The sequence below is a fragment of the Delftia sp. RIT313 genome, from assembly GCF_000632165.1.
In the GTDB taxonomy this organism is placed as follows: domain Bacteria; phylum Pseudomonadota; class Gammaproteobacteria; order Burkholderiales; family Burkholderiaceae_C; genus Comamonas; species Comamonas acidovorans.
Window position 1 is genome coordinate 56,562 of record NZ_JFYT01000049.1, and the last position, 13,579, is coordinate 70,140.

11 protein-coding genes are annotated in these 13,579 nt (G+C 68.3%); 10 read left to right on the forward strand and 1 reads right to left on the reverse strand.

Annotated features, from left to right (window positions below; genetic code table 11):
* The first annotated feature begins 77 nt into the window (after positions 1-77).
* Genes BW39_RS14755 through BW39_RS14775 form a run of 5 tightly spaced genes read left to right on the forward strand, consistent with a single transcriptional unit; the run spans position 78 to position 6,594 of the window.
* Positions 78-1,253 carry an EscU/YscU/HrcU family type III secretion system export apparatus switch protein gene (locus tag BW39_RS14755; RefSeq protein WP_043822588.1) on the forward strand — a complete coding sequence of 392 codons (1,176 nt, stop codon included), beginning with the start codon at positions 78-80 and terminating at the stop codon, positions 1,251-1,253.
* Positions 1,250-3,349 carry a flagellar biosynthesis protein FlhA gene (gene flhA / locus BW39_RS14760; RefSeq protein ID WP_012202531.1) on the forward strand — a complete coding sequence of 700 codons (2,100 nt, stop codon included), beginning with the start codon at positions 1,250-1,252 and terminating at the stop codon, positions 3,347-3,349. Before BW39_RS14755 ends, flhA begins: the two co-directional genes overlap by 4 nt.
* Positions 3,346-5,001 carry a flagellar biosynthesis protein FlhF gene (gene flhF / locus BW39_RS14765; protein ID WP_043822590.1) on the forward strand — a complete coding sequence of 552 codons (1,656 nt, stop codon included), beginning with the start codon at positions 3,346-3,348 and terminating at the stop codon, positions 4,999-5,001. Before flhA ends, flhF begins: the two co-directional genes overlap by 4 nt.
* Entirely contained in the window at positions 4,994-5,875 is an 882-nt protein-coding gene (locus BW39_RS14770) for a hypothetical protein (RefSeq protein WP_012202529.1), read from the forward strand. Before flhF ends, BW39_RS14770 begins: the two co-directional genes overlap by 8 nt.
* A gap of 5 nt (positions 5,876-5,880) precedes the next feature.
* Positions 5,881-6,594, forward strand: a complete 714-nt coding sequence (locus BW39_RS14775) for an RNA polymerase sigma factor FliA (RefSeq protein ID WP_012202528.1) — start codon at positions 5,881-5,883, stop codon at positions 6,592-6,594.
* Positions 6,595-6,807: 213 nt separating this feature from the next.
* Here BW39_RS14775 and BW39_RS14780 read toward each other — a convergent pair whose 3' ends face one another.
* Positions 6,808-8,259 carry an aminotransferase-like domain-containing protein gene (locus BW39_RS14780; protein ID WP_034398015.1) on the reverse strand — a complete coding sequence of 484 codons (1,452 nt, stop codon included), beginning with the start codon at positions 8,257-8,259 and terminating at the stop codon, positions 6,808-6,810.
* A gap of 237 nt (positions 8,260-8,496) precedes the next feature.
* Between BW39_RS14780 and BW39_RS14785 the strand changes: the two genes are divergently transcribed.
* The 5 genes from BW39_RS14785 to BW39_RS14805 all read left to right on the forward strand — a co-directional run bounded on the left by BW39_RS14785 (position 8,497) and on the right by BW39_RS14805 (position 13,434).
* Entirely contained in the window at positions 8,497-9,099 is a 603-nt protein-coding gene (locus BW39_RS14785) for a LysE family translocator (protein WP_043822593.1), read from the forward strand.
* 234 nt (positions 9,100-9,333) lie between these two features.
* Positions 9,334-10,518 carry an aminotransferase-like domain-containing protein gene (locus tag BW39_RS14790; RefSeq protein ID WP_043822595.1) on the forward strand — a complete coding sequence of 395 codons (1,185 nt, stop codon included), beginning with the start codon at positions 9,334-9,336 and terminating at the stop codon, positions 10,516-10,518.
* An 87-nt stretch (positions 10,519-10,605) separates the two neighbouring features.
* On the forward strand, positions 10,606-11,565 hold the full coding sequence (locus BW39_RS14795; RefSeq protein ID WP_043822604.1) for a PhzF family phenazine biosynthesis protein: 960 nt from the start codon (positions 10,606-10,608) through the stop codon (positions 11,563-11,565).
* Between the two features lie 91 nt (positions 11,566-11,656).
* Positions 11,657-12,340: a histidine phosphatase family protein gene (locus tag BW39_RS14800; RefSeq protein WP_034398008.1), complete on the forward strand. Its 684-nt coding sequence runs from the start codon at positions 11,657-11,659 to the stop codon at positions 12,338-12,340.
* Positions 12,341-12,459: 119 nt separating this feature from the next.
* Complete coding sequence (locus BW39_RS14805; protein WP_043822598.1) at positions 12,460-13,434, forward strand: Bug family tripartite tricarboxylate transporter substrate binding protein; 975 nt, start codon at positions 12,460-12,462, stop codon at positions 13,432-13,434.
* The last annotated feature ends 145 nt before the right edge of the window (positions 13,435-13,579 follow it).

The following is a 13,579-nucleotide window of genomic DNA, read 5'->3' on the forward strand; positions in this document are numbered from 1 at the left end:
CGCTTGAGCCCCGCTTATCGGGGCTTCGCCTGCCTGGCTTGTTCCGACAATGACGCAAATCCTTCCGTCATTGCGCCATGGACTCCAGCCAAGACAAAAGCCTTCCCGCCACCGAACGCAAACTGCAGAAAACGCGTTCTGACGGCCAGGGTGCGCGCTCTCGGGACCTGTCGCACCTGGCCATCCTGGGCACGGGCGCGCTGATGATGCTGATGGGCGCCGAGCCCCTGATCCAGCACCTGCGCATGGCACTGGCTCAGCAATTGGCCTTCGACGCGCACACGGCCAAGACGCCGGCCCTGATGATGGAGCGCATGCTGTCCATGGGCAGCCTGGGCCTGAAGATTTCCCTGGTCGTTGCCGCCGTGACCACGGGTGCGGCCCTGGTGTCGGGCATGCTGGCCGGCGGCTGGATCCTGAGCCTCAAGCCCATCCAACCGCAGTTCAACCGCCTCAATCCGCTGTCGGGCCTGACCAACCTGTTTTCCAAGCAGCAGATGGTGACCGTGGTGAAGATGGTGGTGATGACGGCCATCCTCTCCTTCGTGGCCTGGAAGTTCCTGAGCGGCCATCTCGCCGAGATCGCCGCCATCTCTTCCCAGCCCTCGGCCATGGCGCTGTCCATGACGGGGCAATGGCTGGCCAGCGGCATCGCCCTGCTGCTGCTGGTGGTGTTCCTGATGGCCGTGATCGACGTGCCGCTGCAGGCCTACCTGTTCAAGTCGCGCCTGAAGATGAGCCATGAGGAAGTCAAGCAGGAGCACAAGGAATCCGACGGCAACCCGCAGATCAAGAGCAAGATCCGCCAGAAGCAGCGCGAGATCGCCGACCGCGCCAGCGTCAACGCCGTGCCGCGCGCCGACTTCGTGGTGACCAACCCCACGCACTACGCCGTGGCCCTGCGCTACGACGAAAAGACCATGGCCGCCCCGCAGGTCATCTCCAAGGGCACGGACCTGGTGGCGCTGAAGATCCGCGAAGTCGCCGGCGCCCACAAGATCCCGGTGCTCGAATCCCCCATGCTGGCGCGCGCCCTGTACGCGCACGCCGACCTGGACCAGGCCATTCCCGCCGCGCTGTACACGGCCGTGGCCCAGGTCCTGGCCTATGTCTACCGCCTGAAGGCCGCGCTGCGCGGCGAAGGCCCCATGCCTGGCGATCTCGGCGAACCCGTCGTGCCCGCCGAACTCGATCCGCACCAGGGCCGCCGCGCGCCAGGCGCCGCCGCGACCACTGAAGGTACTGCTCCATGACGACGAATCCGCTCCAATCCCTGCAATCGATGTGGTCGAGCGAGAACGCCAAGTTCGCTCAGGGCCTGATGGCGCCGCTGCTGGTGGTGGCCATCCTGGCACTGATGGTGCTGCCCATTCCGCCGTGGCTGCTGGACACCTTCTTCACGCTGAACATCGCCGTGGCGCTGATGGTGATGATGGTGGCGGCCTACATGATCCGGCCGCTGGACTTCGCGGCCTTCCCGTCGGTGCTGCTGCTGACCACGCTGATGCGCCTGTCGCTGAACGTGGCCTCCACCCGCGTGGTGCTGCTGGAGGGCCACACCGGCCCCGGCGCGGCCGGCGCGGTGATCGAGGCCTTCGGCCACTTCCTGATCGGCGGCAACTTCGCCGTCGGCCTGATCGTGTTCGCCATCCTGGTGGTGATCAACTTCGTGGTGATCACCAAGGGTGCCGAGCGTATCGCCGAAGTCTCGGCCCGCTTCACCCTGGACGCCATGCCCGGCAAGCAGATGGCCGTGGACGCCGACCTGAACGCCGGCCTGATCGACGAAAAGGAAGCCAAGCGCCGCCGCGCCGAGGTGCAGGAAGAGGCCAATTTCTTCGGCTCCATGGACGGTGCCAGCAAGTTCGTGCGCGGCGACGCGGTCGCCGGCATTCTGATCCTGGTGATCAACATCATCGGCGGCTTCGCCATCGGCATGATCCAGCACGGCCTGTCGGCCGGCCAGGCCGCCGACAGCTACATCCTGCTGGCCGTGGGCGATGCGCTGGTCGCGCAGATCCCCGGCCTGCTGATCTCGGTGGCCGCGGCCATGGTGATCTCGCGCGTGGGCAAGGAAACCGACATGGGCCAGCAGATCGCGCAGCAGCTGTTCATGTCGCCCAAGGTGCTGGGCATCACGGCCGGCGTGCTGGGCCTGCTGGGCGTCATTCCGGGCATGCCCCACGTCGTGTTCCTGTGCACCGGCGCGCTGCTGGGCTGGCTGGCCTGGATGCTCTCGCGCCGCCAGCAGGAACGCGCCTCCCAGCAGACCCAGGCGCCCGCACCCGTGGCCGCGCCCAGCGACGGCGAAGCCACCTGGGACGACCTGCAGCCGGTGGACCTGCTCGGCCTGGAGCTGGGCTACCGCCTGATCACCCTGGTGGACAAGGGCCGCCAGGGCGACCTGCTGACCCGCATCAAGGGCGTGCGCCGCAAGTTCGCCCAGGAAGTGGGCTTTCTGCCCCCGGCCGTGCATGTGCGCGACAACCTGGAGCTCAAGCCCAGCGCCTACCGCATCACCCTGCGCGGCGTGATGGTGGGCGAGGGCGAGGCCTTCCCCGGCATGTTCCTGGCCATCAATCCGGGCGGCATCAGCACCCCGCTGATCGGCACCCAGACCACCGACCCGGCCTTCGGCCTGCCCGCCCACTGGATCGACGAACGCCAGAAGGAAGCGGCACAAATGGCAGGCTTTACCGTGGTTGATTCGGAAACCGTGATGGCCACCCATTTGTCACACTTGATGCAAGTGCATGCCGCCAAGCTGATCAGCCGTACCGAGACGCAGCAGTTGGTGGAGCATGTGGCCAAACTGGCTCCCAAGCTGATCGAAGAAGTCATTCCGAAAATGGTGTCCATCACGACGTTCCAGAAAGTGCTCCAGCTGCTGCTGGAAGACTCGGTGCACGTGCGTGACATCCGCACCATCATCGAGACGCTGGCCGAGCACTCCTCGACCACGCAGGACCCTGTCGAGCTGGCCCGCCGCGTGCGCATTGCGCTGTCGCCGTCCATCGTCCAGCAGATCTACGGCCCGACCCGTGAGCTGAACGTCATCGCCATCGAGCCCGGACTCGAACGCCTGCTGGTGCAGGCCCTGTCCAACCCCGGCTCCCCCTCACTGGATCCCGGCGTGGCCGAGATCCTCACCCAGAAGGCGGCCGACATGGCCAACCAGCAAGAAGAGCTGGGCCTGCCTGCCTGCCTGCTGGTTCCCGATTCCATCCGCAATTCCATTGCCCGCCTGGTGCGTCGCGTGGCGCCGCGTCTGCAGGTTCTCGCCCACAGCGAGATCCCCGAAACGCACACCATCCGCATCGGCTCGATTCTTAAAGGTGCATCCGCATGAACATCAAACGCTTCTACGCCCCCACCTCCCGCGAGGCCCTGGCCAAGGCGCGCATGGCTTTCGGAGCGGGCACCCTGATCCTGTCCAACCGCAACACGCCCGATGGCGTCGAGGTCATGGCCACGGCCGAGGACACGCTGGAGCACAGCAAGGCCGCTGCCAGCAGCACGCCGCTGCAGCAGGCCATCGAGCGCCGCTCTGCAGAGGAAACCACGGGCCTGCGCCCGCAGGTGCAGGCCAAGCTGATCCAGGCGCAGACCCAGCCGCGCACGGCGCAGCCGGCACTGCAGGCCGCTCAGGCGGCTCCATCGCGTGCTTCCCAGGCAACGTCGTCGGCGATTGCGCAGGCCATCTCGCAGGCAGCCTCGCTGTCGGCAGAAGGTGCCGAGCCGGCCGGCCTGCGCCAAAGCGTGCAGGAAGACACCGAACAGCTGGCCATGAGCACCCTGTCCTTCCAGGACTATGTGCGCGAACGCATGCTGCGCCGCCGCCACGAAGCCGGCGTTGACGAGCCGCTGCCCAGCTTTGCCCAGCGCCGCAGCCTGGGCGACGCCCTGCGCGAAGCACCGGCCGCCGCGCCCACAGCTGCACAGCAGCCGTTCAAGGCACAGCCCGCGCCTTCCGTGGCCCGCCACAACCCGTTGCGCGCCAGCGCCGAAGCGCCGCTGCGCGAGACCCTGCGCAGCGAGCCCGCACCGACCATGGCCTCCCAGGCACTGCGCGATGAGCTGCAGTCCGTGCGCGACCTGATCGAAGAGCGCTTCAACACCCTGACCTGGCTGGGCCAGACGCGCCAGAACCCCATCCACGCCAACCTCACGCACAAGCTGATCCGTGCGGGCTACTCCCCCGTGCTGGCCCGCGCCCTGGTCGAGCACATGCCCCAGGACCTGTCCGCCGGCGACGCCGTGCGCTGGCTGATGCAGGTGCTGGAACGCAATCTGCGCACCGACGCCGACCAGGCCCCGCTGTACGAGCAAGGCGGCGTCTTCGCCCTGGTGGGCTCCACCGGCGTGGGCAAGACCACGACCACGGCCAAGCTGGCTGCCCTGTGCGCCGCCAAGTACGGCGCCGCCAGCGTCGGCCTGATCACCCTGGACACCTACCGCGTCGGCGCCCACGACCAGTTGCGCTCCTACGGCCGCATGCTGGGCGTGGTGGCCCACCTGGCCCATGACCGCGCCGCGCTGCAGGACCTGCTGGGCCTGCTGGCCAACAAGCAGCTGGTGCTGATCGACACCACGGGCGTGGCCCCGCGCGATCCGCGCAAGGACGAGATCCTCGACCTGCTGGACCTGCCCGGCATCCAGAAACTGCTGGCCGTGAACGCGGCCGGCCAGGGCGATGCGCTGGACGATGTGATGCAGGCCTTCAAGGCGCGCGGCTCCAGCCAGGCCATCCTCACCAAGGTGGACGAGGCCGTGAAGCTGGGCCCGTCGGTAGACACACTGATCCGCCACCAGATGCAGCTGCGCGGCGTGACCAACGGCCAGCGCGTGCCCGAAGACTGGGAACGCGCCGATGCGCAGCAACTGGTGTCCGCCTCCATGCGCGCCGCCACCCGCTCGGCCTTCGATCCCAAGGCGCTGGACCTGGACTTCTTCTTCACCCCGTCCAGCCCCAGCACGGAAGGCGAGATCCACCATGCTTGAAACCTTCCCCCAGTTGCACCAGGGCCTGGGCCTGCACGGCCAGCCCGGCGCCGCCGCGCCCATGGGCCTGCGTGTGCTGGCCATGCTGCGCGACACGGCCAACGACCCGCAGGGCCTGGCCGAACAATCCCTGCTGTGGCCGGTCTGTGCCAGCCTGCAGCGCCTGGGCCTGCCCGTCCTGGTGCTGGACGCCAGCCAGGGCGAATCCCCGGATGCACCGGGCCTGGCGCAGCTGCTGCAGCAAAGCGCCTGGCAGGCCCGTACCGGCCTGCACCCCGATCCCCGCCACAGCTCGGTGGCCGTGCTGCCGGCGCGCCAGGGCCTGGATCTGCTGCCCCAGCAGGCGCGCCAGGCCGGCATGACGCCCATGCAATGGCTGCAGCGCCACGTGCGCGGCTACGCCATCGTCATGCTGTATGCCAATGCCGACACGCTGGCCAGCAACCTGGCCGGCCAGGCCGTGCACCCGCTGATGGTGCTGCCCGAACAAGGCACCCGCGTGCTGGGCTGCTACCGCCAGCTCAAGCAGTTGGCGGTGCATGCCGGCCTGCGCTGCCTGCTGGCGCCGCTGCTGCCCAGCGCCGATGACCTGGGCGTGACCAGCTACGATTGGCGCCGTGGACAGACCGGCGCCCGCAGCCAGGCCGAGGATGCGCAACAGCTGCAATCCCAGATCGACGCGCTGATGCGCTGCGCGCAACGCCACCTGGGCCATGCGCCGGGACTGCTGCCCGTGCGCCTGCACCATGCACCGGACTTGCAGCGCCTGGCGCTGCAACTGCTCAACCATGCGGGCAGCGTGTTGCCACATGGCGGCCAGGATCTGGCCGCCGGCTTCGCGCCGCTGCCCGCATCCCATGCCTGGAGCCACTGACTGCCATGTACACCGCCAAAGGCCAACTCGACCGCGATGCACTGATCCGTCGGCATGTACCTCTGGTACGCCGGATCGCGCTGCACATGATCGCCAAGCTGCCTCCCAATGTGGAGCTTGATGATCTGATACAGGTCGGAATGATCGGCCTGGCCGAAGCCCTGTCCCGCTTCGAGAGCGAGCAGGGCGTGCAATTCGAGACCTTCGCCAGCCAGCGCATCCGTGGCGCCATGCTCGATGAGCTGCGCGAAGGCGACTGGATGAGCCGCAGTTCGCGCAAGAGCCAAAAGGACATCGAGCACGCGCTGCACCGCCTGGAGCAGCGCCTGGGGCGCACGCCGCTGGAATCCGAGATCGCCGACGAACTGGGCATGGACCTGGACGACTACCAGTCGCTGCTGGGCAAGGTGCGCGGCACGCAGCTGGTGTATCTGGAGGACATGTCGGGCGGCGACGAAGGCGAGGACTTCCTCGAGCGCCACGTGGCCGACAGCGGCGCCGATCCCTTTGCGCTGCTGCGCGACCACCGCCTGCGCGTGGCCCTGGTCGAAGCCATCAAGGCCCTGCCCGAGCGCGAGCAGTACATCATGGGCATGTACTACGAGCACGACATGAACCTCAAGGAAATCGCCGCCGTGCTCGGCGTGACCGAATCGCGCGTGTGCCAGCTGCACAGCCAGGCGATTGCGCGCTTGCGTACGAAGATGCGGGCGCATTGATTGGGGGCACCCCCTGAGGCGCTGACGCGCCTTCCCCCTCTCTACCCGCTGCGCGGGGGAGGGGGACGACAGCCTCGCTGCGGGGCGGCCCTTGCTCGGTGTCCCGCGCTTTGGGGCGCGCCGGTTTTTGGCGCCGTGCGCCTGGTCTGATCTGGATTTGCGGGGCGATGCCGATCTTCTCCGCCGTCTCCCTTTCCTGCCCCATTCCCTTTTCTATGCGCTGCCGCGCATGGCCTGGACTTCGCGTTCGAAGATGCGCCAGAAGGCGGGTTCCTGCGTGGTGGCGAAGTTGATGCGCATGCAGGTGCTGGGCTGGCGGCCGGCGTGGAACATGGCGCCGGGGGCGATGAAGTAGCCGGCGTCCAGCAGGCGCTGGGCCAGGGTTTCGGTGTCCACGCCGGTGTCCACCCAGCCGAACATGCCGGCCGGCTCGGCCGCAAAGCGGGCGCCGGCCTGCTGGGCCAGTGCCACGCTGCGCATGCGGGCCTGGGCCAGGTGCTGGCGCAGGCGCTCGGCATGGCGGCGCAGCTGGCCCTGGTCCATGCAGTGGGCCAGGGCGCGTTCCATCAGCGAGGGGGTGGTGAGCGTGGACAGCAGCTTGGTGTCCACCAGGCGCTCCACCAGGGCGGGCGGGGGCGCCAGGTAGCCCACGCGCCAGTTGGGTGCCAGCAGTTTGGCGAAGCCGCTCACATAGATGCTGTGGCTGAGGCGGTCCAGCACGGTCATGCGCGCTGCGTGGTCGGGCGCGATCTCGCCATAGGTATCGTCCTCCACCACGTAGAAGCCGAATCGCCGCGCCAGCTGCAGCACCTCGTGGGCGCTGGCCGGTGACAGGCTGTAGCCGGTGGGGTTGTGCAGCACGCTCACGCTGACGTAGAGCTTGGGTGCGCAGCTTTCGCAGTAGCGCTGCATCACGGCCAGGTCCGGCCCGTCGGGGCCGCGCGGCACGGGCAGCACGCGCATGCCCAGCGATGCCAGGCGCGCGAATTCCACGGCCCAGCCGGGCTCCTCCACCATCACCGGGTCGCCCGGCTGCAGCAGGGCGCGGCTGACCACGTCCAGCCCATGTGTGGCGCCCATGGTGGTGATGATGTGCTGCGGCGCCGCCGCAATGCCCAGGCGCGCCAGGCGCCGCGACAGCGCCTCGCGTAGGCCGATGTCGCCCAGCGGGTCGCCGTAGCCCACGCAGGAGTCGTGCAGGGACTTGCCCGAGCAGGCCTTGCGCATGGCCGCCGCCAGGAAGCCGGCCTCCAGCCACTCGGCCGGCAGCACGCCCGCCCCGGGCTGCGGCCTGCCGCCCACGCTCTGGTGGAACATGCCGCGCACCAGCATGGAGGCATTGATGCGCGTGCCCTTGGGCACGCCAGGGGCCTCCTCGGCGGGGACCGCACGGGCCTGTTCGGGCTGCAGCAGCGGCGCATCCTGCACGAAGTCGCGCACGAAGAAGCCGCTTTGCGGCCGCGCCTCGACCAGACCCTGGGCCTGCAGCAGGTCATAGGCGGCCACCACCGTGTGCGTGCTCACGCCCTGCTGGCGCGCGCATTCGCGCACCGAAGGCAGGCGTGCGCCCGCAGGCAGCAGCCGCATGCGGATGCGCTCGCCCAGGCGTTCGGCCAGCTGGGTGCTCAGGGTCTGCGGCGCCAGCCGCGAGAGGGGAACGGTCATACGGAAACGGGTGTGAACGGCTGCGAACGACTGCAAACGGCTGCGAATGGGTCACCAGAAAGTCACTGTATCGGGATAGGCACCAATACAGAACATGCAATTGAGGGTCCAACTGTATTGGCACTGTACAGGTCTTGCACCTATATTTCATGCATTCGTGCTGCGGAGAAGGCCTGCCGTGCCCTCCTCCCCAACAGCCCCTGCCGCCTGTATGGAGACCTTCGGGGCCACCGCCTCATGCCACCGTCCGAACTCACCGCCTTGCTGCTGCTCGCCGCTTCCATGAGCTTCAGCCCCGGTCCCAACACCACGCTGTCCACGGCCCTGGCCGCCAACCACGGCCTGCGCCCGGCGCTGCGCTTCGTCCTGGCCGTGCCCGTGGGCTGGTGCGTGCTGCTGGTGCTGAGCACGGCCGGCGTGGGCGCGGCCATTGTCGCGGCGCCGCTGCTGCTGTGGCTGGTCAAGGCCGCCGGCATCGGCTACCTGCTGTGGATGGCCTGGCGCCTGAGCCGCAGCGCGCAGATGGCTTCGCTGCAATCGCCGCAGCAGTTGCAGGTGGGCTTCTGGCAGGGCGTGGGACTGCAATTCGTGAACATCAAGGCCTGGCTGCTGGCCCTGGCCATCGTGGCCGGCTGGCTGGCCGGGCGCGACGACCTGACCGAGCGCCTGACCGTGGTGCTGCCCGTCATGGCCGCCTATGCCTTTTTCAGCAATCTGCTGTATGCCTGCGTGGGCGCACTGCTGCGCCACTGGCTGGCCCAGGGACGCAGGCTGCTGTGGTTCAACCGTGCCATGGCGACCATGCTGGCGCTGACGGCGATATGGATGGTGGCCGCATGAGGGTCCTCCACCCACGCCCAGGCAAAGGCCGTACTGGCCTGCCCAGCTATTGAAGGGAGGATGCGCAGACCCTTCACGCCCGCGACAAAATACCCTCATTGCCGGCGCAAGAGCGAGCGCACTATCCGCACTCCGCTCTTCACATGCGGCCGGCCCGTGCCCCACGACGGCATGGCAATCCATACCAGCCCGCCCGCATGGCGGGCACCGCAAAGACCTGGAACTGCTTTTTTTATGACGACCTGGACGCTGGCAGACCGTGCTGCCAAGATGAACCCCTCCGCCATCCGCGAAATCCTCAAGCTCACCGACCGTCCCGGCATCATCAGCATGGCGGGCGGCCTGCCCTCGCCGCTGGCCTTCCCGCTGGACGAGTTCACCCAGGCCTGCCAGACCGTGATGCAGCGCGATGGCGCCTCGGCCCTGCAGTACGCCACCAGCGAGGGCTTCGCCCCCCTGCGCCAGGCCGTGGCCGACTTCCTGCCCTGGGAAGTGGACCCCGACCAGGTGCTGATCACCACCGGCTCGCAGCAGGCGCTGGACCTGATCGGCAAGGTCTTCCTGGACCGTGGCAGCCGCATGCTGGTCGAAAAGCCCACCTACCTGGGCGCGCTGCAGGCCTTTGCACCGCAGGAACCGATTCCCGTGGGCGTGGACAGCGATGACGACGGCATCCTCGTCGAGGACTTCGCCGCCAAGGCCGGCACCGGCTCCGACAAGGCCCGCCTGGCCTACGTGCTGCCCAACTTCCAGAACCCCACCGGCCGCACCATGGCCGAGGCACGCCGCCAGGCCCTGGTGGACAAGGCGCGCGAACTCAACATCCCGCTGATTGAGGACAACCCCTACGGCGACCTGTGGTTCGAGCAGGCCCCTGCCCTGCCGCTGGCCGCGCGCAACCCCGAAGGCGTGATCTACCTGGGCTCGTTTTCCAAGGTGCTGGCCCCGGGCCTGCGCATCGGCTTCCTGGTGGCGCCCAAGTCCGTCTACAACAAGCTGCTGCAGGCCAAGCAGGCGGCCGACCTGCACACGCCGGGATTCAACCAGCGCGTGGTCTCCGAGGTCATCAAGGACGGCTTCCTGGACCGCCATGTGCCCACCATCCGCGCCATGTACAAGCGCCAGCGCGACGCCATGCTGGCCGCGCTGGAACGCGAAATGGCCGGCCTGGACGTGCAGTGGACCCGTCCCGTGGGCGGCATGTTCCTGTGGGTTCGCCTGCCCAAGGGCATGGATGCGCAAAAGCTGCTGCCCGCCGCCGTCGAACGCGGCACGGCCTTCGTTCCCGGCGCGCCGTTCTACGCGGACGAGCCCCAGGCCAACACGCTGCGCCTGTCCTACGTGACGGTGTCGGCCGAGCAGATCGACAAGGGCATCGCCGCCCTGGCCGACGCCATCCGCTCGCAGCTGTCGGCCTGATACGCACAGCCCCGGCTGTTCCCTGAAAGCCGGCTTTGCGCCGGCTTTCTTCATCCTGCATTGCCCATCGCACCCCTGCCCCTTGCCATGACCTCCACCGCCGCTCCCAGCCAGCGCCCCTTCATGACCGTGGATGTGTTCACGGCACGGCCCTACCTGGGCAATCCGCTGGCCGTCGTGCTCGACGCCACCGGATTGACCGATGCGCAGATGCAGTCCTTCGCGGCCTGGACCAATCTGTCCGAGACCACCTTCGTGCTGCCTCCCACCGAGGCGGGTCGCGCCGCAGGCGCCGACTACCGCGTGCGCATCTTCACGCCGGGCGGCGAGCTGCCCTTTGCCGGCCATCCCACGCTGGGCAGCTGCCATGCCTGGCTGGCGCAGGGCGGCGTGCCGCAGCAGGCCCAGCGCATCGTGCAGGAATGCGCCAAGGGGCTGATCGGCATCGAGCGCCAGGACGGGCGCCTGGCCTTCCAGGCACCGTCCACCGACATCAGCGACGTGGAGCCCGGCCTGCTGGATGACGTGGCGGCCGCGCTGGGCGCAGAACGCGGCCAGATCCTGCGTGCGGCCTGGCTGGACAACGGCCCGCGCTGGATGGGCGTGCTCTTCGAGCATCCCGACCAGGTGCTGTCGCTGGAGCCCGACCATGCAAGGCTCAAGGCGCTGAACACCAAGGTGGGCGCCTGCGCGTTGTACGAAAGCGCGCAAGATGCACCGGCACTGATCGGCCGCAGCAGCCGCGAGGCCCGCGCCTTTGCCACGGGCCAGCGGCCAGCCGCAGCCGAGGCGGATGCCGCCCCCAGCCTGGAAGTGCGCGGCTTCGCCAGCCCCGTCGGCGTCACTGAAGACCCCGTCACCGGCAGCCTCAACGCCAGCCTGGCCCTGTGGCTGCGCGGCGAAGGCCTGCTGCATGCGCCCTACATCGCCAGCCAGGGCTGCTGCGTGGGGCGCGACGGGCGCGTCCACGTCAGCGAGGACGCGCAGGGCGCGCTGTGGATAGGCGGCCATGTCGTGGAATGCGTGAGCGGCCAGGTGCTGTTGTAGAGCCTGCCGGGTTGTCGGAATCTGTCGCCAAGGCGGCAGCCAGTCGCCCGCAGGACAAACGCCAGCGCCGGCGCTGGCCACAATCCGCGCCATGGGAACCCTCTATCTTGTGCGCCATGGCCAGGCCTCGTTTGGTGCCGAAGACTACGACCAGCTCAGCGAGCGCGGCACGGCGCAGTCGCAAAGGCTTGGGGCCTACTGGCGAGAGCGCGGCCTGCGCTTCGACGCGGTCTACACGGGCACGCTGCGCCGCCATGCGCAGACACTGGCCGGCATCGCCGACGGCCTGGGCAGCCTGCCTGCCGAGCAACACCGCACCCAGGCGCTTGCAGGCCTCGATGAATACGACAGCGGAGCGCTGCTGCAGGCCATTCATCCGGCGCCCCTGCCCAAGCCCGACACACCCGAGCTGTACCGCCACCACTTCCGCCTGCTGTGCGATGCCCTGGCCCAGTGGATGGCCGGCACCATCAGCCCCAAAGGCATGCCCAGCTGGGATGATTTCTCGGGCGGCGTGCGCCAGGTGCTGGAGCGCGTGCGCCACGAGCACGCCGACGAAAACGTGCTGCTGGTCAGCAGCGGCGGCCCCATCTCCACGGCCGTGGGCCATGTGCTTGGCACCTCGCCCGAGGTCACCATTGCGCTGAACATGCGCATCCGCAACAGCGCCGTGACCGAGTTCACCACCAGCCCCAAGCGCCTGATGCTGCAGACCTTCAACACGCTCAACCACCTGGACACGGACGAGCACCGCAGCTGGATCACGCACGCCTGATACGGCACCGGCGAGGCTGTCACACAGCTATCGCGCCAAGGCATAGCAGCCAGAACACGGGCGCTCTGGGCCGGCCTACGCTTTTGCGCCAAACTCGCCGGCCAGGAGACAAAAGACCCATGAACAAACGCCGTTTCACGCGCAGCGCCCTGGCCTGCGCGGCCCTGCTGCTGGCCGCCATCACCAGCCAGGCCCAGCCCCTGTCGAACAAGCCCATCCGCATCGTCGTGCCCTTTGGCGCAGGCGGCGTGGCCGACGTCACCTCGCGCGTCGTCGCGCAAAAACTGGCCTCGCAGCTGGGCCAGCCCGTCATCATCGACAACAAGCCCAGCGCAGGCGGCATCGTCGCGGCCGACACCGTGGCCAAGTCCGCGCCCGACGGGCACACGCTGTTCCTCATGTCCAACGGCAGTGCCGTCACCGTGGGGCTGTTCAACCAGCTGCCCTTCGACATGGTCAAGGACTTCACGCCGATTTCCACCCTGGGCTACTTCGACATCGGCGTGCTCACCGCCAGCGACTCGCGCTTCAAGAACCTGGGCGAGCTGGTGGCCTGGGCCAAGGCCAACCCCGGCAAGCTCAACATCGGCAGCATCGCCATCGGCAGCACCCAGCATCTGGCAGCCGAACTGTTCAAGACCACCGCCGGCATCGACGCCCAGATCGTGCCCTTCAACGGCACCCCTGCCGTGGTCACGGCCCTGCGCGGCAAGCAGATCGACGCGGCCGTGGAAATCCTCACGCCCATCATGGGCCAGATCAACTCCAAGGCCGTCAACCTGCTGGCCATCACCGGCGACAAGCGCTCGGCCCTGCTGCCCGGCGTGCCCACGGCCCAGGAGTCAGGCGTCAAGGGCTTCGTCGCCTCCTCCTGGAACGCCCTGGCCGCCCCCGCCAAGACGCCCCCGGAAATCATCGCCCGCCTGAACAAGGAAATCGCCGCCGCCGTGAACTCTCCCGAAGTCACGCAGAAACTGCGCGAAATGAACGTCCAGGCCCAAGCCAGCACGCCCGAGCAGACCGCGCAATTGCTGCAGTCGGAAATCAAGCGCTGGGGCGACGTGATCGTCCAGGCCAAGATCCCCAAGCAATAAAGGAATAGGCCGAGCGAAGCAAAGGCCCGAGCAAACTCCCCGTATGTCAGCGCCTGCGTCGTGGCGGCTGCGGGGTTGCAAGCCTGCCGAAGGACAGGCTTGCTTCGTGATCTGACTCGCCGTGATGTTTGAACGTAGCGCGCAG

What these genes read in the sequence shown, in the direction of transcription:
- BW39_RS14755 (WP_043822588.1), top strand. Translation starts at nt 78, where the DNA reads ATGGACTCCAGCCAAGACAAAAGCCTTCCCGCCACCGAACGCAAACTG.
- flhA (WP_012202531.1), top strand. Translation starts at nt 1,250, where the DNA reads ATGACGACGAATCCGCTCCAATCCCTGCAATCGATGTGGTCGAGCGAG.
- flhF (WP_043822590.1), top strand. Translation starts at nt 3,346, where the DNA reads ATGAACATCAAACGCTTCTACGCCCCCACCTCCCGCGAGGCCCTGGCC.
- BW39_RS14770 (WP_012202529.1), top strand. Translation starts at nt 4,994, where the DNA reads ATGCTTGAAACCTTCCCCCAGTTGCACCAGGGCCTGGGCCTGCACGGC.
- BW39_RS14775 (WP_012202528.1), top strand. Translation starts at nt 5,881, where the DNA reads ATGTACACCGCCAAAGGCCAACTCGACCGCGATGCACTGATCCGTCGG.
- BW39_RS14780 (WP_034398015.1), bottom strand. Translation starts at nt 8,259, where the DNA reads ATGACCGTTCCCCTCTCGCGGCTGGCGCCGCAGACCCTGAGCACCCAG.
- BW39_RS14785 (WP_043822593.1), top strand. Translation starts at nt 8,497, where the DNA reads ATGCCACCGTCCGAACTCACCGCCTTGCTGCTGCTCGCCGCTTCCATG.
- BW39_RS14790 (WP_043822595.1), top strand. Translation starts at nt 9,334, where the DNA reads ATGACGACCTGGACGCTGGCAGACCGTGCTGCCAAGATGAACCCCTCC.
- BW39_RS14795 (WP_043822604.1), top strand. Translation starts at nt 10,606, where the DNA reads ATGACCTCCACCGCCGCTCCCAGCCAGCGCCCCTTCATGACCGTGGAT.
- BW39_RS14800 (WP_034398008.1), top strand. Translation starts at nt 11,657, where the DNA reads ATGGGAACCCTCTATCTTGTGCGCCATGGCCAGGCCTCGTTTGGTGCC.
- BW39_RS14805 (WP_043822598.1), top strand. Translation starts at nt 12,460, where the DNA reads ATGAACAAACGCCGTTTCACGCGCAGCGCCCTGGCCTGCGCGGCCCTG.